This window comes from Hydrogenophaga sp. OTU3427 (assembly GCF_038440225.1).
Taxonomy (GTDB): Bacteria; Pseudomonadota; Gammaproteobacteria; order Burkholderiales; family Burkholderiaceae_C; genus Hydrogenophaga.
On sequence record NZ_JASATI010000008.1, the window covers coordinates 51,086 to 71,897 of the forward strand.

Annotated in this window: 18 protein-coding genes; 7 read left to right on the forward strand and 11 right to left on the reverse strand. The window is 55.9% G+C overall.

Annotated elements, in window-relative coordinates; genetic code table 11:
- Nucleotides 1-7: 7 nt before the first annotated feature.
- The gene (locus AAHB17_RS07000; protein WP_342129796.1) at nucleotides 8-649 is read left to right on the forward strand and encodes a CFI-box-CTERM domain-containing protein; all 642 of its coding nucleotides are present in this window, start codon (nucleotides 8-10) and stop codon (nucleotides 647-649) included.
- Nucleotides 650-700: 51 nt separating this feature from the next.
- The gene (locus tag AAHB17_RS07005; RefSeq protein ID WP_342129797.1) at nucleotides 701-1,210 is read left to right on the forward strand and encodes a hypothetical protein; all 510 of its coding nucleotides are present in this window, start codon (nucleotides 701-703) and stop codon (nucleotides 1,208-1,210) included.
- A 177-nt stretch (nucleotides 1,211-1,387) separates the two neighbouring features.
- Here the strand turns inward: AAHB17_RS07005 and AAHB17_RS07010 are convergent, their stop codons facing one another.
- The 5 genes from AAHB17_RS07010 to AAHB17_RS07030 form a co-directional block, all read right to left on the reverse strand.
- Complete coding sequence (locus tag AAHB17_RS07010) at nucleotides 1,388-1,765, reverse strand: hypothetical protein (protein ID WP_342129798.1); 378 nt, start codon at nucleotides 1,763-1,765, stop codon at nucleotides 1,388-1,390.
- A gap of 594 nt (nucleotides 1,766-2,359) precedes the next feature.
- A complete protein-coding gene (locus AAHB17_RS07015) occupies nucleotides 2,360-2,746 on the reverse strand; it encodes an HIT family protein (protein ID WP_342129799.1) in 387 nt (128 codons plus the stop codon).
- Nucleotides 2,746-3,483 (reverse strand): HNH endonuclease, encoded by a 738-nt coding sequence (locus tag AAHB17_RS07020; protein WP_342129800.1) that lies wholly within the window; start codon nucleotides 3,481-3,483, stop codon nucleotides 2,746-2,748. Before AAHB17_RS07020 ends, AAHB17_RS07015 begins: the two co-directional genes overlap by 1 nt.
- 13 nt (nucleotides 3,484-3,496) lie before the next feature.
- Nucleotides 3,497-5,578 carry a S8 family peptidase gene (locus tag AAHB17_RS07025; RefSeq protein ID WP_342129801.1) on the reverse strand — a complete coding sequence of 694 codons (2,082 nt, stop codon included), beginning with the start codon at nucleotides 5,576-5,578 and terminating at the stop codon, nucleotides 3,497-3,499.
- Between the two features lie 478 nt (nucleotides 5,579-6,056).
- Nucleotides 6,057-6,635: a recombinase family protein gene (locus AAHB17_RS07030; RefSeq protein WP_342129802.1), complete on the reverse strand. Its 579-nt coding sequence runs from the start codon at nucleotides 6,633-6,635 to the stop codon at nucleotides 6,057-6,059.
- A gap of 489 nt (nucleotides 6,636-7,124) precedes the next feature.
- Between AAHB17_RS07030 and AAHB17_RS07035 the strand changes: the two genes are divergently transcribed.
- The gene (locus AAHB17_RS07035; protein ID WP_342129803.1) at nucleotides 7,125-7,961 is read left to right on the forward strand and encodes a hypothetical protein; all 837 of its coding nucleotides are present in this window, start codon (nucleotides 7,125-7,127) and stop codon (nucleotides 7,959-7,961) included.
- Between the two features lie 3 nt (nucleotides 7,962-7,964).
- Here AAHB17_RS07035 and AAHB17_RS07040 read toward each other — a convergent pair whose 3' ends face one another.
- From AAHB17_RS07040 to AAHB17_RS07060, 5 genes are all read right to left on the reverse strand, one after another.
- The gene (locus tag AAHB17_RS07040; RefSeq protein WP_342129804.1) at nucleotides 7,965-8,411 is read right to left on the reverse strand and encodes a YbjN domain-containing protein; all 447 of its coding nucleotides are present in this window, start codon (nucleotides 8,409-8,411) and stop codon (nucleotides 7,965-7,967) included.
- A 2-nt stretch (nucleotides 8,412-8,413) separates the two neighbouring features.
- Nucleotides 8,414-9,184 (reverse strand): NUDIX hydrolase, encoded by a 771-nt coding sequence (locus tag AAHB17_RS07045; RefSeq protein WP_342129805.1) that lies wholly within the window; start codon nucleotides 9,182-9,184, stop codon nucleotides 8,414-8,416.
- Between the two features lie 51 nt (nucleotides 9,185-9,235).
- Nucleotides 9,236-9,853 (reverse strand): hypothetical protein, encoded by a 618-nt coding sequence (locus AAHB17_RS07050; RefSeq protein ID WP_342129806.1) that lies wholly within the window; start codon nucleotides 9,851-9,853, stop codon nucleotides 9,236-9,238.
- An 802-nt stretch (nucleotides 9,854-10,655) separates the two neighbouring features.
- Nucleotides 10,656-10,853 carry a helix-turn-helix transcriptional regulator gene (locus AAHB17_RS07055; RefSeq protein WP_342129807.1) on the reverse strand — a complete coding sequence of 66 codons (198 nt, stop codon included), beginning with the start codon at nucleotides 10,851-10,853 and terminating at the stop codon, nucleotides 10,656-10,658.
- 330 nt (nucleotides 10,854-11,183) lie between these two features.
- The gene (locus AAHB17_RS07060) at nucleotides 11,184-12,431 is read right to left on the reverse strand and encodes a tyrosine-type recombinase/integrase (protein ID WP_342129808.1); all 1,248 of its coding nucleotides are present in this window, start codon (nucleotides 12,429-12,431) and stop codon (nucleotides 11,184-11,186) included.
- A gap of 276 nt (nucleotides 12,432-12,707) precedes the next feature.
- On the opposite strand from AAHB17_RS07060, the gene AAHB17_RS07065 reads away from it, so the two are divergent.
- From AAHB17_RS07065 to AAHB17_RS07080, 4 genes are all read left to right on the forward strand, one after another.
- Entirely contained in the window at nucleotides 12,708-13,601 is an 894-nt protein-coding gene (locus AAHB17_RS07065; protein WP_342129809.1) for a LysR family transcriptional regulator, read from the forward strand.
- A gap of 161 nt (nucleotides 13,602-13,762) precedes the next feature.
- Nucleotides 13,763-14,743 (forward strand): Bug family tripartite tricarboxylate transporter substrate binding protein, encoded by a 981-nt coding sequence (locus AAHB17_RS07070; RefSeq protein ID WP_342129811.1) that lies wholly within the window; start codon nucleotides 13,763-13,765, stop codon nucleotides 14,741-14,743.
- A gap of 14 nt (nucleotides 14,744-14,757) precedes the next feature.
- A complete protein-coding gene (locus tag AAHB17_RS07075) occupies nucleotides 14,758-15,966 on the forward strand; it encodes a CaiB/BaiF CoA transferase family protein (protein ID WP_342129812.1) in 1,209 nt (402 codons plus the stop codon).
- Nucleotides 15,963-16,937 carry a hydroxymethylglutaryl-CoA lyase gene (locus AAHB17_RS07080; RefSeq protein ID WP_342129814.1) on the forward strand — a complete coding sequence of 325 codons (975 nt, stop codon included), beginning with the start codon at nucleotides 15,963-15,965 and terminating at the stop codon, nucleotides 16,935-16,937. Before AAHB17_RS07075 ends, AAHB17_RS07080 begins: the two co-directional genes overlap by 4 nt.
- 14 nt (nucleotides 16,938-16,951) lie before the next feature.
- On the opposite strand, the gene AAHB17_RS07085 is transcribed toward AAHB17_RS07080, so the two are convergent.
- A complete protein-coding gene (locus tag AAHB17_RS07085) occupies nucleotides 16,952-20,809 on the reverse strand; it encodes an EAL domain-containing protein (protein ID WP_342129816.1) in 3,858 nt (1,285 codons plus the stop codon).
- Nucleotides 20,810-20,812 lie beyond the last annotated feature (3 nt).

A 20,812-nucleotide genomic window follows, 5' to 3' on the forward strand; every position in this document is an offset into this window, starting at 1 on the left:
AAATATCATGAGCAACAATCAATCCAACGAACCAACCCCAATCACCAACGATCCAAATAAAGCGATAATTCTGCACGACAATGGACTAAGAGCAGGGAACATAATTGATCAAGCAATATCTAGACTCAACGAAAAACAGATTCAAGCGCTAAGCGAAGAGGCGAGCAAAGAAGCAATTCGTTTGCAAGCACGACAAACTCAACAAAACATTGATTATGTAACAGGCAAGAAGGTTGCTGAAGACCATATTGATGTTTGGAATACACTCAACAAAGATGGCAAGACAACAAGGCAAAGCATTACAACAGACATTGAAACTGGTGCCGGACGGATGCGCATCGAGAGCAAATCAGGCGCAACATGTTTTGTAGCTACTGTTGCCTACGGAGACTGCGATCATCCAGATGTAAAGTTCTTGCGGTGGTATCGAGACAAAATCCTTGCAACTTCGTTTCTAGGTCGAAGCTTTATCCATACCTATTGGGCCATTGGGCCCAAAATTGCGAAAGCTATCAGCCCACACGCTAGTCTTCGCAGCAAGGCCAAAACAGTCATCTCATACATTGTCAAAAAGTTGCAAATTCGCCATCAATCAGATGAAGTCAACACGATGATCAACGACAATGAAAAACAAAAATTCACAAAATGATCAGCACACCTTAAATTTCATTTTTTACAATCAACACCGTTATCGCCACCCATGAAAAGCGTCAATCTATTCTGCAAAATGGTGTTTAACTGCCCCGTACGCTGGGAAGAACTTAAGCACATTGAAAATGAATCCAAGAAAAGGTTCTGCAGCAACTGCGATAACATCGTTTATCTAACCACCAGTTATCAAGAATTACAAGAGAATGCATCCAAGGGTCGATGCATTGCAACTTTCTCCCAGAGCAACGAAGAGGAATATCCGGACATCGTAGGCTACTCGATGCCAGATTCATCTGCTCAAGGCAACAATACAGACCCAATCCTTTTCTCCCCCATCAACACACTCGACCTTCCAAAGCCAATGATAGATAGACTTCGTGCAAGTCGAATAAGCTTCCTAGGGGATTTAGCCAGACTTAGCACCAACGAGTTATTGAGCATATTTTCCTTCGAAAAAGAAGAGCAAAATTCAATTCTTCAACAACTAGCTGAGAGAGGCTTAACGCAAGGAATGATTATCCCCAACTGGGAATTTGATCGGAAAAATCTCGAAGACTAAAATAGACAACCTCAACCATATCCAAACGCATTCAAACTGTTCATTTATTCTGAAGTTTGAAAGTCCAGCGTCTATTACTCCTTTTTTACCCGCACTCACCATCGTGAATCAGATTTCTTAATAGAAGGGCTATTCTCTTGCGAGAACAAAGAGGCCCTTCATAGCATTGCTATACCATCAAAGTTGAGCGAGAATCGATTTCCTCTTTTCATCATATTCATCTTGAGTGATCAATTTCTTCTCAAGCATATCCTTGAGATCGTTCAGTCTCTTTTCGGCTGAAGCCGGCTGAACAGCCACAGCTCGCTCTGCAGTAGCTTTATCGGCAGCGGCCTTTTCCTCAGCAGCCTTTGCTGCAATAAGTTCATCGCACCTCTTGCTCTTATACAGGCTCATAAGATGCACTTTTCTGGTGTCGGCTGCAGCTATAGCCTCATTCGCATTTGAATAGGTGCCAATCATCGCAGGCCAAAAGAACAAAACAGCAGCGACGTTTGTTCCTGTCATTCCTTTCTCTTTCTGGGCATCAGTTCTGAAACGATCAGCGTCCTTCATTTCGGAATCTATCTGTGCACAGGTCAGCGAAGTATCAGTAGTTTTAACGGACTCAACTACATGAGGCGTAGCGCACCCGCCCAAGAGAGTTGCACTGACTGCGAGCAAGAGACTCGCTTGGACCTTGATGATGTTGTTCTGGCTACGCATGTTGTCCTAAATAGTGGTCTAACAAGTGGCATCAGGGCGTTGATGCATTTGGGATCGGCCCTATTACAACACGTCGCAAAATTGACACTTTGCAACGTTTCGACACTATAAAGGACTGTCTGCGATGAAGCATCGCATGACCGAGTGAAAGCTACCTCCGAGGGTCAGAAGCAGCTCTTTTTACGCCGAGCAGTAGCACTTGACGCTCGCCGTGCTGATCCCAAATTGCTCAGCCGTTTGAGCGATGCTGGCACTGTACTCTTGACGCCACTGACGAACTGAAACAGCATCTCCGACCTTCGGACGGCCAAGACTTGTCTTGCCGCGCTGGGTAACACCTGTCTCAGACAACAACCGTTTTGCAGTCTCACGACCAGCCGCTCCGCACGTCATCTGCCTGATAGAGCCGGGTTGCTTCACTGACACCCCTGCCGCCTAGCTACGTCAGTAGTTACCGCGACCAGGAATGACGTTCCGGACACCACCACGAGGTTCTGCTACGTCACCTCGCCTGCGTGGAATCAGATGCACGTGGCAGTGAAAAACTGACTGTCCGGCCACCTCGCCACAGTTCATGCCGATGTTGAATCCTTCGATACTCGGATCGGTCGCAGTCAGCAACAGCCTTTGTTCGAGCAGCAGCTCATTGATCGCCAGTACCTCGTTTTCGAACAGATCAAAGTAGTCAACCGCATGTCGCTTTGGTATCACGAGTGTGTGTCCATCACGCACCGGATACCCGTCACGAACCAGATATGCAAGTTCGTTTTCTGCGATGATCCTCACCCTGTCGTTCAGTTGTAGATCGCAAAACAAGCACTCATACACCATCAGCTTCTCGCGTGAGTTGATGACTCAATTTGGGCCTTGAGAGCCTCAAACGGCAACCATGGCTTGCGTCTGTGAACCATTCGATGACAGTTCGAGCACAACATCACAAGGTCTGAGAGCTTTGTTTTCTCACCAACTTCCAGCTGTGAAACCGGTTTGGTGTGATGGCACTCAATGAATTCTTTGCCACGCTCACCATAGACCTTCTCGAAATCGAAACCACAAGCTTCGCAGAAAAGACGGTCATGGTTCGCCAGAAATTTCTTCTTCTTCCTGTCGATCAATCCTCTGTTGCGTTCCCGGTAACGGTGCACACGGCTTAGCAGTTCGCCTTCGTCAGCTTCATCTTCGGCTGCGACCAACTGTGGAAGACTGGCCAGTTCATCGGTTCTCTCTGCCCCAGCAAAGCAGGCGATGTGGCTGGCAAGACGTGAGAGTTCTATGGGATTCGAGCTAAAGAGCGTCCAAACCACTTCCTCGTCCTTGTTGCCATGGGCCAACCCAGCCCCCTTGTAGGCTGGATCGAAGCGTCTGAAGTTCATCAACTTCATATAGACGCCAGCAGGGTTCCTGTAGTTGTCCCCCTTCGTGCCACCAATTAGTTCCTGCATTCGATTCAGCAGGTTGCTTAGCTGGATCACCTCAAGCGAATTCTTGCCGGGGATCGACGGCGCATGCCGTAAGTAGAAATCCAGAGCAAGAATGTGCTCGTCGCGGGTCCAGTCTTGATTTTTCATGGCTTCACTACTATTACGAGGCCCCACACATCGCAATGCCTTCGTAAATCCAGCCTCGACTTAGCAGTTCTGCTTTATAAAAATCACCGTAAATTGTAAATCTATGATTGCTATCCAATTGCGCAAAACGATTATTGTAAAATCGGTGAACAGCAGTAGTGTTCTCGGGGCACTTGCCATTAACAGGGGCTTTTGCGTAAAATGCAATTCCTTCATATTGCCAGCCACCATAGGTTTTTACCGCCTCGCACTCATCCTTTTTAAGTGTGTAGAAATGACTGCTCGATGTGGGCGTGTAAAATCTGCAAACTGGTAATGCACCCGAGCGACCATCTTTCCATCCAAGAAAATAGTCCTCAGTATTGACCCAGCGACCTACAGCTCCGCTTTCAACAAATGAAAATTCATTTCTAAAGCCCGTTCTAAAAAAATGTTGATTATCGACGTTGTAGTATTCTGCCACCGTTACATAATCTAGCAGATATTTGGCAGCCGTAACCATCCGCGCCATGTTTACGATTCCAGCCCCGCAAATCGGAAAATATTCTCGACAGTCATCGGGCTTTGTAAAGCGTGTTGCAGTTGTTTCCAATAAGGCAGTTAGTTCTGGAGGCGTTAATTCAGGATTTACAGATAATGCTAAAGACGCAGCACCGCTTACAAATGGCGCAGCCATACTTGTGCCTTCATAAAACCAGTAGTCAGAAACGAGTGGACTCTGTTTGCCCGTATTCCATGTCGAGGCAATTCCCGCTTCAATTTGTCGATACCAAGAAATGTCGCCACCGGGCGCAGAAAGGTTGACCTTATTTGAAAAGCTGTAATTGCTGAAAGATGATCTTAATCCGTCAAAGTCAACGGCCCCTACAGTTACGACACCCGAGCATGAGGAAGGAACTTCGATTGTGATATCTACATCAGAGTTTCCGGCAGCAACAACAATAAGCGTATTTCTTGCCTTGACAGCTTGGATATACCTTTGCATTGTCCAATCACAGCCGCCTGCGACTTTTCCACCTAAGCTCATATTGATAACCCGAGCTGGATAAGGATTGTTTGGGATTCCTACGATCGGAATACCTGCTGCCCATGCCATAGCATCCAGAATATCCGACCACGAACCGCCACATTTCCCCAATGCCCTTACGGGCAGTATGCGTGCCCTCCAGTCAACCCCCGCAATTCCCTGACTGTTATTGCTCGCAGCACCAATGATGCCTGCTACGTGAGTTCCATGCCAGCTTGAATCTTTTATTGCGCAGCCATATCTTTGAGACTCTGCGGCATCTATCCAGTCGCCCGGATCATTCGCATCAGCATCGCGACCATTTCCATCATTGGATTGAAACGGATTGCTCACGAAATCATATCCCGGCAAAAGCCTACCAGCAAAATCTGGATGATCATATCGGACGCCTGAATCAATTACTGCAACGACAATACTGCTCGCACCTTGTGTCGTACCCCATGCGGTATAAGCATCAGTCCCCCCGCCAAGTTCGGAGGAACTAGCGAGGCCATGTTGAAATCGTAGAAACGTATCATTAGGAACTAGACTATTTTGAATCTGCAAGTCAAGCGATACGTAATCAACTTCAGGAAGTTTACTTATTTTTACCCGAAGTGATTCGGCAATGTCTTGCGATAATGGTTGCTCAAAAGAAAACAAGTAGTCCCCCAGAGCTAAAGTTCTAGCATACTTTAGTTGCTTTTCGCCGATAGCCTCAATTGCCTCAATGATGCTTTTCTTTTGCCAATCGACATCATTTGTGCCAAGCTTAAAGCTTACTATCAAGCCGAGAACCGATGACAGTCCACCATTATCTAATGCCGATTTATTCTGCAGCGACTCTATTTTCCTCTTGAAGGGCTGCTCAAGTTTCTTGATTGCTTTATCACTTTTCGTGACTACGAGGTCCAAAGAACTTTGACTTTTATCAAGAATGCCAGCACTCTGTAGCAGCCTTGAGAAATTGTCACCTAATGCTTTTGATTGCTCCAATTGATAAGGTACTGCATCTCCCGAGAAAGATGGCGTGGCAATTCCGCCAACAAGTAGTGCCATTGCCCATATGAGTAAGATTTTTGTCATCATTACCTTTGCCTATACAGTGAACTGCTGAGTAACAGAATGAATAGCGTGATAATTGTATTTACTACTGCATCTAGAAAATTGGCACAATATTCTCACAACAATAAAGAGTTGTCGTGCTGCGCCCATGTCGTTGACAATTATATGGCGGTGAATCTGCAGGATAAACAGAGCCTCAAGCGATAGAGGTTCAATCCACTACACACAAGTGCCACTCCCGATCTGTTGTGTACGACCGCATACCTGTTCGCTTTCTCTCCAGCCGATAGAGACCTGATATCCACGCTTATTAAGGGGCATCACTTGACCTCTAAGGGGCTTCACGCTGATGGATGAGGTAGATTTGGGCGTCCAGATGCTCCAGACTCATCGCCTTATTGCGGAAAGCAACATTGCAACGCAAAGTGACGATTCGAGGCGATCCAGTTTCGACCATGTGTCAACTGTGCCACAAGAGTTGATCTTTCGGTCGGTCTACTCTTCAGCCCGAGCAATACCGCTTCACACTGGCTGTGCTGATCCCAAACTTCTCGGCAGTTATGGTGATGCTTGCCTTGTTCACTTGGCGCCACTGACGGACCGCATCCGCATCAGCCACAGGAGGTCGACCCAGACTGGTCTTACCATGCTGCGTCCTACCTGTTTCAGCCAACATGCGTTTCGCGGTGGCACGACCTGCAGTCGTACGCTCAACGATCCGTTTGCGCTCCATGTCGGCCACCTGTGCGAGTACCGCCAAGATGAGTTCTCCAGCACCTGTCCCAATTCGTCCAAGCCCTAGCACATCGATTGCCACACCCTTCGCAGTAAGTGATCGGACAGTCGCCTGTACATCCAAGGCATCACGACCCAACCGATCCACTGCGCTGACATGAAGCACGTCACCTTTTCTGATGTATGCAAGTAGCTCACCGAAGCCCGGACGGTCTGCGGCTGGGACCGAGCCAGACACACCGATATCCGAGAACTCCATGTCAAACTGACCCCCAAGTAGTTGACGCTGAGACTCAATCGATTGCTCAGAGGTCGAAACTCGGTAATAGGCGATTTGTTGACTCATGTGGATCAGAAGATTTACATCAATTATGAGCCTAGATCAAAAATCTGTCAAGAATCTTTTGATCCATATAAACAGTGTTCACTAACCCTAGATCATTTGGTACAACTAGTGGACCAATTTTTATAGTCAATGCGGCATGAGCAACATAGGTAATCACCGTCTCTTTCAAGCAGTACAAGTTCTCGCCACTGGGCTCGGAGACGTAAGAAGCCGAATGGCAGTTGCGATGGCTATTGTCGACAGGATGCAATCGTCAGAGTTGAGTGACAGGCCAGACCTCAGAAGCAGATTGGATGCGTTGTTAAAAAGAACATCAAAACACCCGGCCAATCTCACATTGGGCAAAGTTACACGAAACACATTCGAGGTTACGGCTGGTGCCAGTCAGAACAAAACGTACTCGAAACTTGCACGAGAGCTATTTGATATTTGGATAGAAACAACCACGTGCTAACAATCTTCAGCAAGTTGTTCTTGGAGGTAAGTCGCATGCGCAATGGCATTCATTCTTTAATTCTCTTACTTCTTATACTTGGGCAATCGACAGCGCAGTCGCAGATCAATTCTGGACGTGATCTTGATTCTAATAGCAGTCCTGTAGAGGTGAAAGCTGGCGTTGATGGTTCGCCAACAAGGGTTGCTTACGTCCCAGAGTTGCTTATAAACGAAGAGAAATTACCATCCGAAACAAGGGAGCAGAGCATTGAAAAGATCTCTCAGAAGCTTGAACGGAATTTAAGCCAAGGACAGATTGATTTCATTCTGACCAAAGCAGTGATGGTGACCAAGCAATATGGTGTTGAGCGAAGCTATCTTGTTGCAAAAATAACACAGCCAGAACTATTTTCAAATCCAAGCGTGCAATTTTTAAACATGACTCGCCTTTTAAATGAGTCAGGCCTCTCATTGTCACAATTGAATGATGCACTGCCTGCATTTATAGTTGCAAAGGGTGCGGGCATTACGCTTCAAGAGGCAGTATACGTTAATCCATCCGTTGATGTGACTAGCGAATTTGTATCATTCATCAAGACCAAAACTGCGCCTAGGCGTATTGCAAACACTGCTACAGCAAAAATTGGCGTCATAAGACTCTCGGTCCTTTCGGAGAGTTTGTTGCTCAAGTCAAATAGTCGGGCCTATTCAAATAAAATCGCAAATGAACTTAATATGAAAGTTGCAAACGAGGCGATACAGAAAGTTGCGCTTTCTCAAGGCATTGATATTGTTTTTCAGCATGGCTTGCATGGATTTCTCACAAATGCACGAAATTCCAGAATAGATATTTCGTTGGATGTGCTGAAGCAAATTGACTTGAACAAGTGAAGCCTAATCATGACTCGCCAAGGCGACTTTAACCTTGCTGCAGCCATCTCCAAAATATCGGATCAACCTTAGCAGGTGCGATTTTTGGAGATGATCTTTCATGTAGATCGGCATGAAGCACCAGATACGGTTATCCCTGTAGTATGCAGACGGAACCAAGAATTTTTGATTGATCTCGTTGCAGAACTTCAAAAGTTCGTCTTGCGTTTTGTCTTCTTGCGCTTTGATGTACGTCGAGAATGCGAGAATATGAGCTGAGTCGAAAATCCGAATCCAAAATGGAAATATGCCATCTTCATTCAAGTAGATGCGTTCCTCTTCTTCGATCTGATGAGCAAGGCAGGCGTGCTCCAACATCAGAGAAAGATTGACGAGAGTGATTTCCTTCTCGGGAATCAGCTCAGAGTTCATAAATAGTTGAGTTTCGTTCAATTGTTGATACTTTTCCATGTTTAGTGCTCCTGTCTGGCCGACATCCAACGATAGAGATCGCATAGAACAGACTGATCCCTGTCTCTGCCAATAGGATCGGTTGTCAGCTGCAGAAGGCCATGCGCTTCTTGGATGCCAACCCACCGCGTTTCTTCAGTCTCGGTTCCAAAGGGCTGCTGATCACCCACTGGCACACCAACAAAGAAGATGGTCGAGCCTGTGGTGCCCATGTATCGATCGGGCAGAAGGCCAATCAGCTTGCAGTGGTAGCCGGCCTCTTCCAGAAGTTCACGACTGGCAGTCTGTTGAGGCGACTCGTAGCCATCTGGTCGCCCCTTGGCAAAGGTCCAGCAGTAGCCACCGAAGCCACCAGAAACCTGCCTGAGCAACGTTTGCCCCTCTGGTGACACCAACACCACCCCGTAGCTGTCTGCGTCAGGTACGGCCATCTTGTCTATCGCTGCAGTGCTATTCCATTCAAAGGCTTCTGGTTCCAGCTGTAGTTGATACAACTCGGTCCTGAGTCGGCCATAGAGACTTGCTCTGTTCTTGCCCTGCACCGACTGGACTTCGTTTTTGAAGTTGCTGTAGCCAATGGAACCAATCAGATGGACCATCGCATGGGCAAGATCAGATCGAGAAGCCTTGGCTCGATATTGGTAATCTGATCTTGTGGACTCTGTGATGCTTCCCATCGCGGGAAGGTATAGAAGCTTCAGTGCTTCAAGATCAGACCGAATCCTTGATCTGATTGTGAGTTGATCGTGTTGTCGGTCTTCTTCCTTTTGCACCAAAGAGAAGAATCCTATCGCCGTTTGTATCCAGATTTTGATGACTCTCTTTCAGGTTTGAATTTTGGTTCGTTCGAATGATGACCCTTCTGGTCCATAAATTTCATAGTCGTCAGATGACAAATCTTTGTCCTTTGCTGCATATTCAATCCAGCCTAAATCAGCAGGCTGCACGTCAGATGTAAGCACCCATGGGCTGAATTCGCGCAGAGAGTCTTTGGCACACAAAGATCCCATCGCTGACTCATGTTCTTGCCGAACTGCAACAATTGCGTGATGATGAAGCCTATCAGGGAACGAATACTGAAATCCACCTGCCATCGTTGGGTTATACGTTTTGATGCCCTTTTCTTGGTGTCTCTCGACAAACAGAAGCAGTATTGGTTGATCACCCTTTCGCTTTTTAAGCCACTTTTTATTCATGAATATCTTCTTTGGCAACAATTGATGCCAATACAAGTTGTTGAATATCTCACTCAAAAACTGTGGGCTGTGATCCGAATCTTTGGGACTTATGTAAGTCAAGCTCATAGAGAACAATTTGTATCCATCGTTCTCAAGCTGGGCCATCCATCTAGTCAACTCGCGAATCCATTGATCCTTGCGTACATCAACTCTATGCAAACAACTCAACTCATCTTCATTTTTGATCCCTGTGCTTACCTGCATGTACTCATTCCTTTATTCAATAAACCACAATTGTTATTAACCAAAGGGATGAGCAATGTATAGATGTAGTTAATCTATCGACACCCCCGAACGGTTCGATCCAATGCTTCCTCTGAATTCAAGATCGCTCAAAATCAGACAACTCTTTCGCGGTGCAACAGCACCCACCATGAAAGGAAGCTTCACGTTATGCATAATGAAAATACCAACTTGGCGTAGTCGGTGACGTATAGTCAAATTTACTTATTCCAAATCAATTTCAACTCTATCAACTCATCTTGTTGGTAAGCTGAAAATGGAAATGATCAAGGCCTCAGTCTCTGATCCCATGGCTAATCCACCGGCAAGACATGCCAAGTGCGAACAGGCGCGCCAGAATGAAGCAAAATCGGGCGACGATCAGAACGTCGGCACGTGCTAAAGCTTTGAGTTCTCTTACTCAATGCATAGACTCCACCAGCGTCCGTGGTGAGCCGCTTGCGCTAAGACTGTTCTACCTTGATAAGAACAGTTTCATCATCATGCTTCCGATATGGAACGACTGCTTTTTGCTAATAAGCTTTCGCCACGAAGGGGAGCTGATTGCAAAATGATCCAAGAAAGTTGCGATCCCTTCTTGAACTTCTTGCCTGTCGAGTGAGCATGAGCGCTTGAAATTGAGTAACTCTCAAATTCAAGAAATTCACTCAGCGTTTCATGGAATTTTCGATCCAATAGTTATCCTTGGGTGTATTCGTTTGAATTGCACCCCTTCTAGTAGATCACATGCAATATGCTCTATTAGAAAGGGTGCAAATGCCTATTACTGGAGTGCTCCACTGATGAGAGCATCGATATCTGATTTTCTCCAACATGTTGTCCTCGATCCTAGTTTGATCGGTTGCGGGAATCGGCCAGACTTGACGCCTGCCCACCAAGATGACTTCCCAATCGGGATAAGTGCTTCAATACCTTTTTGCTTGTCTCCAATGATTTGATGTAAACGAAGAAGTCGCGCCATAGATGTCCTTTCAATAGTTCCGGCATATATAGCGACTTCGGGGTTTGGTTGATGTAGGGGCGAAAGAAGGCACGCTGACTCAAGAATCAACGGGTACTTTGGCTAAGATTGGTTACTTGCGGCCAATCAACTCATGGTTGATTGCGCAGAAGCTTTGGACTTGAAGCTAGTTCGTCCAGAAGCTGGTGATCTGAATTAAGAGAGCGTCAAAGACGCACAATCCCTCAATAGGCTCAAGTGTACTTGAGTCCAATCTATTTGTCAACTACTTTCTTGCATTGAAGTCAAGATGTTGTTTCTTGGTTCCGACCAGTGGTGGAGGGTGGCCTCTCAACGAGAGTTGCCCATCGCGTTTGTAGCTTCCACCGCCAGTTCACTTCTACCAACGGCAAACGCGCCCCAATCTGCCATCAACTGCTTTCGCTTCTCGAAGTAGTCGCCCCGCTGGTATGCCGCCTCGGTTTCGTCGGCAAGCTGGTGTGCCAGCGCATGCTCAATGACCTCTCGCTCGTGACTGGTTGTTTCACCTGCCCAGTCTCTGAATGTTGACCGGAACCCATGGACGGTGATGTCCGGGCGATTCAACCCCTTCTTGAGCAGAGAGAGCATCGCCATGTTGGACAGATGCTGATCGGGTTTCATGGGGCTAGGAAACACCCACTGGGTACTCAGCTCGAACCCCTTCAACTGGTTCAGCAGCACAAACACGTCGTCAGACAGTGGCACCCGGTGTTCCTTGCCCTTTTTCATACGTGTTTTTGGGATCGTCCAAACACGGTTTTTCAGGTCTATCTCAGACCAACTGGCAGCGATTGATTCGTTGGTTCTGCAGGCGGTCAGGATGGTGAACCTCATGCACATAGCAGCGATGCCACCATGAGCCTTCAGAAGCCCGTAGAACGGCTTCAGGGCCGTGTATTCGAGTGCGGGATGGTGCTGCACTCTCTTGGCCTTTTGAGACGCTGGAAGCACGTGTTCCAGTCGTCCCTTGAGTTTCGCGTGGTTCACAACCGGACGATCTTCAACGATCATGGCTGCATCGATGATTCGCTCCATGCGGCCCCGGACGCGTTCAGCAGTTTCGCTCTTGGTGGTCCATATGGGGTCAAGAATCTGCCTCACGTGCTCCAAGGTGATCTGGTCGATGGTCAGATGGCCGATCACCGGATGCGCATATGTCTCTAGAGTGTTTCCCCACTGCTGGACGTGCTTAGGGTTCTTCCACCCGGGCTTCTGGGCAGCAATGTAATCAAGTGCGTGATCCTTAAACGTCTTGGTGTTTTGCTGACGTTTGGCCTCCAGCTGACGCTGCTGACGTTCAGCCCGAGGGTCTACCCCTTCAATGATCATCCGACGCTTCTCCAGCGTCAGTTCTCGTGCTCGTGCCAGTGTGACTTCGGGGTATGACCCGAGGCCCATGGTGTTCTTCCCACCAGCACCCCAGCGAAACATCCATGATCTCGTGACGCGACCCGGGTGTTTGGCTGACGCCTGAACCTTTAGGTAGAGGCCATCACCATCTGGGTGCATCTTCGCCACCTTGGTGTTCTTGCAAAACGTGTCTGTCAACTTGCCCATCTAGTCGTGCCCTATAGTCAAGGGGCGCGACGATACACGTAGTGCGACTAGATTTCAAGACACACTACAACATACACTTTAGAGCCGGATGTGGTGGATCAAAATTGGACAAGGCTGTACAAACAGAGATTCATAAGATGTTGTTTTTATTTGATTTTATGAACAAACCTGAATCAAAATGATCTTCATTGGACATCAGTTTGTCTCCCGCCCTCTCCGCCAACCATCAAGCACAAAAGCGGCCGCCTGGCCGCTTTTTTGTTGCCTGGACGCGCCATGAACCTGCACCGCCTGGACCTGGTCTCGTTGTCGCTGTTCCACCTGGTGGCCCGCTCGGGCAGCATCAGCCGGGGGGCCGAGTTGGCGCACTTGGCCGTGGGCGCGGCCAGCAAGCGCATCACCGACCTGGAAGCTGCCGTCGGCGTGCCACTGCTCGAGCGCCATTCGCGGGGCGTCAGGCTCACGGCCGCGGGCGAGGCCCTGCACCGCCATGCCCAGCGCATCCTGGCCGATGTGGACCTGCTGCAGGCCGACCTGTCCGACCACGCCAAGGGCCTCATTGGCGTGGTGCGCCTGTGGGCCAACACCTCGGCCGTCACGCAATTCCTGCCGGCGGACCTGGCCTCCTTCAGCGCCCGCCAGCCGGGCATACGCATCGAACTGAACGAAGCCGACAGCCAGGAGATCGTGCTGGCCGTGCTCGATGGCCGGGCCGATCTGGGCATCTTCGCCGAACGCACACCCGAACTGGGCCTGCAGACGCAGGCCTATCGGCGCGACCACCTGGTGCTGGTGGTGCCGCCCGGGCACCCGCTGGCGCGCCGGCGCCGCGCCACCATGGCCGAGGCCGCGGCCTTTGATTTCGTCAGCCTGGCCCAGGCCACCTCGCTGGCGCAACGCCTGCAGCTGGAGAGTCGCCAGCGTGGCATCCCCCTGCGCATCCGCATCCAGGTGCGCAGCTTCGACGCCATGTGCCAGATGGTGGCCGCGGGCCTGGGCATCGCCGTGCTGCCGGCCAAGGCGGTGCGACCGCTGGCGCGCGCCCTGGGCCTGCGCCAGCTGGTGCTGGACGAGGACTGGACCGAGCGCCAGCTGCTGCTGGGCATGCGCGACATCAACGGCCTGACCAAACCGGCCCGCACGCTGCTGGACCACCTGAGAACGTGCTGACGGTCTGAGCACATCGGGCACCGAGCCCTTGGTCCCCTGAGCTTTCGCGAACGACGAAAGCACGCTTGCCGGGATTGTCATTCCGCCGAGCGGACGCGGTGCCTAGACTGCGCAGCATCGCCGTTCCCGACGGCATGCGCCCCCCCCAGAGGAGACAACCCATGACCCTGCTTCGCCGCCACCTCGTCCAGCTGCCGCTGGCACTGGCCGCCCTGGCCCTGCAACCCCAGGCCATGGCCCAGGACAGCTACCCCAGCCGCACCGTCACCATCATCGTGCCGCAGGCCGCGGGCGGCGCCAACGACGCGATCGCCCGTGTCATCGCGCAAAAACTCAGCGAACAGACCGGCCACACCTTCATCGTCGACAACCGCACGGGTGCCGGCGGCAATGTGGGCACCGCCATGGCGGCCAAGGCCAAACCGGACGGCTACACCCTGATGCTCACCGCCGACAGCTCCATGGTCATCAACCCCTCGCTGTACAAGAGCACGGGCTTCGATCCGGTCAAGGACTTCGAGGCGATTGGCCCGGTGGCCACGGCCGGCTACGTGCTGGTGGCCAACCCGGCGTTTGCCGCCAGAAACGTGACCGAGCTGGTGGCGCTGGCCAAGCAGCAGCCGGGCAAGATCAACATCGGCTCGGCCGGCAACGGCACGCTCAACCACCTGATCGGCGAGATGCTGGGCAAGGCCACCGGCATCGACCTGGTGCACGTGCCCTACAAGGGCTCGTCGGCCGCCGTCACCGACCTCGTGGCCGGGCAGGTGCAGGTGTCGGTGCAGAGCCTGCCCTCCTCCATCGCCTTCATCCGCAGCGGCAAGATCAAGGTGCTGGGCGTGGTGAACCCCAAGCGTGTCGCCGCGCTGCCGGACGCGCCCACCATTGGCGAAACCATCAAGGGCTTTGGCGCCACCCCGTGGTATGGCCTGTTCGCGCCGATCGGCACGCCCAAGGCCCTGGTCACGCAGCTCAACAACGAAATCGCGAAGGCGCTCGAATCGCGCGATGTGCAGGAGCGCCTGGCTGGCCTGGGCTGCGAGCCCTTCAAGTCCAGCCCGGAACAATTCGCCACCCTGGTCCGTGACGACCTGCCCCGCTGGGCCCGCATCGTCAAGGAATCGGGCGCCACCATCGACTGAAGAACACCACCGCCATGAACATGCCACCCTTGAGCCCCGGCGCGCTGGCGGGCCTGCGCGTCGTCGAGATGGGCCAGCTCATCGCCGGCCCCTTTGTCGGCAAGACCCTGGGCGACTTCGGCGCCGAGGTGATCAAGATCGAAGCCCCCGGCGCGGGCGACCCGCTGCGCAACTGGCGCCTGATCCAGGATGGCACCTCGGTCTGGTGGCAGGTGCAGTCGCGCAACAAGCAATCCATCGCGCTGGACCTGCGCCAGCGCGCCGGGCAGGACATCGCCCGGCGGCTGATCGCCCAGGCCGATGTGCTGATCGAGAACTTCCGCCCCGGCACGCTGGAAGGATGGGGCATGGACTACGACACCCTGTCGCGCGACAACCCCGGCCTCGTGATGCTGCGCATCTCGGGCTACGGCCAGACCGGCCCCTACCGCGACCTGCCGGGCTTTGGCGCCATCGGCGAGGCCATGGGCGGTCTGCGGCACCTGACCGGCGAGCCCGGCCGCGTGCCGGTGCGTTGCGGCATCTCCATCGGCGACACACTGGCCGCCCTGCACGGCACCATCGGCGTGCTGACCGCGCTCTACCACCGCAAGGTCAACGGCGGGCAGGGCCAGGTGATCGACGTGGCCCTGCACGAGGCGGTGTTCAATGTGATGGAGAGCCTGGTGCCCGAGTACAGCGCCTTTGGCGCGGTGCGCGAACCCGCCGGCTCGGCCCTGCCCGGTATCGCCCCGTCCAACGCCTACCGCTGCAACGACGGCGTGGTGCTGATCGCGGGCAACGGCGACAGCATCTTCCGCCGCCTGATGGGCACCATCGGCCGCGAGGACCTCGGCAACGACCCCGGGCTGGCGGACAACGCCGGTCGTGTGCGCCGCGTGCAGGAGCTGGACCAGGCCATCGAGACCTGGACCGCGACCCGCAGCGTCACCGAGGTGCTGGCGAGCCTGGCCCAGGCCAAGGTGCCGGCCGGCCGGGTCTATACCGCCCAGGACATCGTGGAAGACCCGCACTACCGCGCGCGTGACATGATCCTGAAACAGACCACCCGCGACGGCCACGAGATCGAGGTGCCCGGCATCGTGCCCAAGCTGATGGGCACGCCCGGCGGCGTGCGCTGCGCTGCGCCCCGCCTGGGCGAGGACACCGATGCCGTGCTGGCCGGCCTGGGCCTGGGCCACCAGGCGATCGAACAACTGCGGCAGGACAAGGTGGTGGCATGAACACGATCTGGCAAGCCCAGGGCCAGCGCATCCACATGCAGGAGGTCGGCACACGCGACGGCCTGCAAGTGGAGCCGGTGTTCGTTCCCACCGAGGAGAAGATCGCCCTGGTGGATGCGCTGTCCGACGCCGGGCTGTCCAAGATCGAGGTCACCGCCTTCGTTTCGCCCAAGGCCATCCCGGCCCTGCGCGACGCGGAGGTCGTGATGCGCGAAATCCGGCGCCGGCCGGGCGTGGTCTACAGCGCCCTGGTGCCCAATGTGCGGGGTGCCGAGCGCGCCATCGAATCGCGCGCCGATGAGCTCAACCTCGTGATGTCCGCCAGCGAAAGCCACAACCTGTGCAACCTGCGCATGACACGCGAACAGTCGCTTGCCGCGCTGACCCTGGTGGCCCGCGCCGGCCACGCGGCCGGCGTGGCCATCAACGCCTCGCTGTCCTGCAGCTTCGGCTGCCCCATGGAGGGCGACGTGCCGGCCAGCGAGGTGATGGATTGGTGCGACCGCCTCGTCCACCAGTTGGGGGTGCGGGGCCTGACGCTGTGCGACACGACCGGCATGGCCTATCCCGGACAGGTACTCGCGCTGACTCAGGCCTTCCGCGCCCGCTGGCCCGGGGTCGAGCTGACCCTGCACTTCCACAACACGCGTGGCCTGGGGCTGCCCAACGTGCTGGCGGCCATCGCCGCCGGCGCCGACCGCTTCGACGCGTCGTTGGGCGGGCTGGGGGGCTGCCCCTACGCGCCCGGCGCCACCGGCAACGTCTGCAGCGAGGAGATCATCCACGCGCTGGAACTGATGGGCTACGACACCGGCGTCGACCTGCCTCGCCTGCTGGACGCGGCCCGCCGCCTGCCCGCACTGATCGGCCACGACATTCCCAGCCAGATCGCCAAGGCCGGCCGGCGGCTGGACCTGCACCCCTTGCCGGACGACTTCGAGGCCATCCGCGCCCGCGCGTTGTCGGCTTAGAACTTGTCCGTCAATTAGGCGGGGCCGACCACCCCGTCGCGCACCATGGCCTCGAAGGTCGCGGCGTCCACCGGGCGGGAGAACAGGTAGCCCTGCATCTCGTCGCAGTCCCGGGCGCTCAGGTAGTCCAGCTGTTCGCGGGTTTCAATGCCTTCCGCCACCACCCGCAGTCCCATGTTGTGGGCGAGGTCGATGATGGACACGGCGATCAACGCCGCTTCGCGCTGCGTGACGATGTGGCGCACGAAGGACTGGTCGATCTTGAGGGCGTCGATGGGAAAACGGCTGAGGTAGGCGAAGCTCGAATAGCCGGTGCCGAAGTCGTCGAGCGCCAGGTGCACACCCAGTCGCTTGAGGTCGCGCAGGATGTCGATGGTCTGCACCGGGTCGTCCATCAGCATGCTTTCGGTGAGCTCCAGCTCCAGACAATCCGCTGGCAAGCGGTGGCGCGCCAGCGCATCGGCCACCACGGTCACCAGGTCGCCCGAGCGGAACTGGCGTGCCGAGACGTTGAGTGCGACGCGGCGGATGTCGAGCCCGGCGTCGAGCCAGGCACGCAGCTGGCGTGCCACTTCGTGGATGACCCAGTTGCCGATGGGAACAATCATCCCCGTGGCCTCGGCCAGCGGAATGAAGCGCGCCGGCGACTCCAGCTGGCCGTCTTGGCGCAACCAGCGGATCAGCGCCTCCGCGCCACAGATCCTGCCGCTGTGCCCATCCACCTTGGGTTGGTAGTGCAGCAGGAACTCCTTGTGCTCCACCGCCTGCCGCAGCGCGCGCTCAAGCTCCAGGTTCGCACGCGCATGGGCGTTCATCGACGCGGCGTAGAAGCAGAAGCGGTTGCGCCCCTGGGCCTTGGCCTGGTGCATGGCCACGTCGGCGTTGCGCAGCAGATCGGCGACCGTGTCGCCGTCCTCGGGAAACAGACTGATGCCTATGCTGGCGCCCACATAGAGCTCGATGCCACCGGGCAATTCGAACAGCGTCAGCAGTTCGTCCAGGATGTTCTGGGCCGCGTTCGCCACGGCATCGGGCCGCACCACCTGCTCGAAGATCAGCAGGAACTCGTCGCCCCCGAAGCGGCCCAGGGAATCCTCGCCACGCACGCGCCGCCGCAGCCGCTGGGCCACTTCGATCAGCAGACGGTCCCCCACCTGGTGCCCCAGGCTGTCGTTGACGTTCTGGAAGCGGTCGAGGTTGATGGACAGCACCGCCACCCGTTGCCGGGCCCGCCGGGCCTGCTCCAGCGCGTGCTCCAGGCGCGACTGCAACAGCAGCCGGTTGGGCAGCTCGGTCAGTGGATCGTAGTGCGCCAGACGGGCGATCTGCTCCTCGCCGCGGCGGATCTGGCTGATGTCCGTCAGCAGGGCCACGTACTGCACGGGGTCCCGCCGGTCGTTGTAGACCGTCGATATGGTCATCCAGCCCGGGTAGACCTCTCCGCTCTTGTTCCGGTTCCAGATCTCGCCCTGCCAGTGCCCGTTCTGGCGCAGCGCCGCCCACAGTTGCTGGAAGAAGTCCGGCCCGTGGCGGTCGGAGCGCAGCATGCGCGGGTTCTGCCCCAGCGCCTCGTCGCGATCGAAGCCGGTGATGTCTGAGAACGCCTGGTTGACGGCCAGCATGTGGCCGTCGAGGTCGGTGATGATCACCCCTTCGTGTGCGCTCTCGAACACGGCGGCCGCCTGGCGCAATCGCTCGTCCGCCAGGTGGCGCGCGGAGATGTCCTCCACCACCGCGATGAAGTAGTCTGGGTGGCCGGCCTCGTCACGCACCAGGTTCACGGTGAGCTGAACCCAGAGGGACCGGCCATCCGGCCGGCGCAGGCGCCTTTCCACACGGTAGTGCGCCGCCTCGCCGCGCAGCAGGCGCCGGGCCTCGGCCAGGTCGGAGGGCAGGTCCTCCGGCGGCGTGAGTTCGTGGAAGCCAATCTCCAGCAGTTCCTCTTGCGCGTATCCCAGGATGTCGCACAGCTTGCGGTTGACACGCAGCCAGCGGCCCTCGGGCGTCATGTGCGCGATACCCACCGCCGCCTGTTCGAAAGTGGCGCGGAAGCGCTCTTCCACGCTGCGCAGGCGCCGGCCCACCCGCAGGCGCTCCCGCAGCAGCCCCGCCACCCGCGCCAACAGTTCCTCGACGGAGAATGGCTTGTGGATGTAGTCCTGCACCCCGTAGCGCAGCAGCCGGGCGCGCAGTTCGTCGTCGGCCTTGGCGGTGAGCATCACCACCGGCGTGTCGTCCAGTTCGCCACGCCGGCGCAGCGTCTGCACCAGGCGGTCGCCGCTCATGCCGGGCATCATCACGTCCGACACAATGAGATCGGGCAGCAGGTTCAGCGCCAGCCGCAACCCGGTCAAACCATCGAAGGCGCGGGCCACGCGGTAGGTGCCGGTCAGCGCGTCGACGATGAAGGCGTTCATGTCCGGGTTGTCCTCGACCACCAGCACCAGGGGAGCATCGTCGGACGCCACCGGCACCGCCTCGGGCGCGACCGGCCCCTGCACCGGCACCCGGCCATCGGCGAGCAGCCGGCGGCTGGCGTCGGCCTCCAACGCGGTGGACAGCACCGGCGCGCCCGCCGGCGCCAGCAGGGGCAGCGCGACCGAAAAACACGCGCCTCCCATGGGCGCGTGCCCCACGGCCACATGGCCGGCCAGCAAGGTGACGAACTCCCGGACGATGGCCAGCCCCAGGCCGGTGCCGCCAGCACGGCGCTCGGTCCCGCCGTCCACCTGCCGGAAACGCTCGAAAACGGCGGCCCACATGTCTTTCGGCACGCCCGGCCCGTTGTCGGCGACGCGCAGCACCGCGCGGCCCCCCTCCTGCGTCAGCGTCAGGGTGATCTGGCCTCCATCCGGCGTGAACTTGAAGGCGTTGGACAGCAGGTTGAGGACGATGCGCTCGCATTTTTCGAGGTCGGTCTCCACCACCAGCGCGTCGGGCACCTGGATGCCGTAGCGGATGTGCCGGTCCTCGGCCACGGTCTCGAAATGCGAGGCCAGCACGCGCAGCAGCGCGGCCAGGTCAAAGCGGGTGTACTGCACCGCCATGTGGCCGGCATCGAGTTTGGCCAGGTCCAGCAGGTCATCGACCTGGCGGTGCAGCAGCTGCGCGTTGCGCCACAACACGTCGACGTGGCGCCGCCCGGTCTCGTCGAGCTGCGGCGACTGGCGCAGCTGCGCCAGCGGCCCCAGGATCAAGGTCAGCGGGGTGCGCAGCTCGTGGCTGACGTTGGCGAAAAAGCGGGTCTTGAGTTCGTCGAGCTCGCGTGTGCGGGCGTACAGCCGTCCCAGCTCGTCGTTCGCGCTCTTGAGCCGCGCACTGGTCTCGGCGACCTCGCGCGAACGCGTGAAGACCTCCGCCTCCATCCGCTGGGCCTGTTCGCTCAAGGCGCCCCGCTGTCGCTCGTCCTCCTGTCCTTGTTCGCGCAGGCGGACGAATTCGGTGATGTCCTCGACACGGTGGATCACGTAGACGGGCCGGCCCTCGCCGTCCAGCACCGGCGTGTTCAGCGGGCTCCAGTAGCGAACCTCGAAGCCGCCACCTTCCTCGGGCGGCTTGCGGATGTCGTATTGCTGGACCGGCATCGCGTCGGGCTGCCCGGTCCGCAGCACCCGCATCAGTGAAGCCCGCAGGTTGCGCACGCCCTCGTTGCCGGGGTCGTCGGGGTTGTCGGGAAACACGTCGAACAGGCTCTTGCCGACGATGGCTTCGCGGCGCGTCATGGTGGCGCGTGCGTACGCGTCGTTGACCGCCACGATGCGCAGCCCGGTGTCCAGCACCAGGTAGAGGCCGGGCGCGGCGTCGAACAAGGCCCGGAAATCCGGCCCGCCCGACGCGCCGCAGGCGCCTGATGGAGGAAGCTGTGTGTTCATGAC

Coding starts and splice junctions, on each gene's coding strand:
- AAHB17_RS07000 (WP_342129796.1), top strand. CDS start 8: ATGAGCAACAATCAATCCAACGAACCAACCCCAATCACCAACGATCCA.
- AAHB17_RS07005 (WP_342129797.1), top strand. CDS start 701: ATGAAAAGCGTCAATCTATTCTGCAAAATGGTGTTTAACTGCCCCGTA.
- AAHB17_RS07010 (WP_342129798.1), bottom strand. CDS start 1,765: ATGAAGGACGCTGATCGTTTCAGAACTGATGCCCAGAAAGAGAAAGGA.
- AAHB17_RS07015 (WP_342129799.1), bottom strand. CDS start 2,746: ATGGTGTATGAGTGCTTGTTTTGCGATCTACAACTGAACGACAGGGTG.
- AAHB17_RS07020 (WP_342129800.1), bottom strand. CDS start 3,483: ATGAAAAATCAAGACTGGACCCGCGACGAGCACATTCTTGCTCTGGAT.
- AAHB17_RS07025 (WP_342129801.1), bottom strand. CDS start 5,578: ATGATGACAAAAATCTTACTCATATGGGCAATGGCACTACTTGTTGGC.
- AAHB17_RS07030 (WP_342129802.1), bottom strand. CDS start 6,635: ATGAGTCAACAAATCGCCTATTACCGAGTTTCGACCTCTGAGCAATCG.
- AAHB17_RS07035 (WP_342129803.1), top strand. CDS start 7,125: ATGCGCAATGGCATTCATTCTTTAATTCTCTTACTTCTTATACTTGGG.
- AAHB17_RS07040 (WP_342129804.1), bottom strand. CDS start 8,411: ATGGAAAAGTATCAACAATTGAACGAAACTCAACTATTTATGAACTCT.
- AAHB17_RS07050 (WP_342129806.1), bottom strand. CDS start 9,853: ATGCAGGTAAGCACAGGGATCAAAAATGAAGATGAGTTGAGTTGTTTG.
- AAHB17_RS07055 (WP_342129807.1), bottom strand. CDS start 10,853: ATGGCGCGACTTCTTCGTTTACATCAAATCATTGGAGACAAGCAAAAA.
- AAHB17_RS07060 (WP_342129808.1), bottom strand. CDS start 12,431: ATGGGCAAGTTGACAGACACGTTTTGCAAGAACACCAAGGTGGCGAAG.
- AAHB17_RS07065 (WP_342129809.1), top strand. CDS start 12,708: ATGAACCTGCACCGCCTGGACCTGGTCTCGTTGTCGCTGTTCCACCTG.
- AAHB17_RS07070 (WP_342129811.1), top strand. CDS start 13,763: ATGACCCTGCTTCGCCGCCACCTCGTCCAGCTGCCGCTGGCACTGGCC.
- AAHB17_RS07075 (WP_342129812.1), top strand. CDS start 14,758: ATGAACATGCCACCCTTGAGCCCCGGCGCGCTGGCGGGCCTGCGCGTC.
- AAHB17_RS07080 (WP_342129814.1), top strand. CDS start 15,963: ATGAACACGATCTGGCAAGCCCAGGGCCAGCGCATCCACATGCAGGAG.
- AAHB17_RS07085 (WP_342129816.1), bottom strand. CDS start 20,809: ATGAACACACAGCTTCCTCCATCAGGCGCCTGCGGCGCGTCGGGCGGG.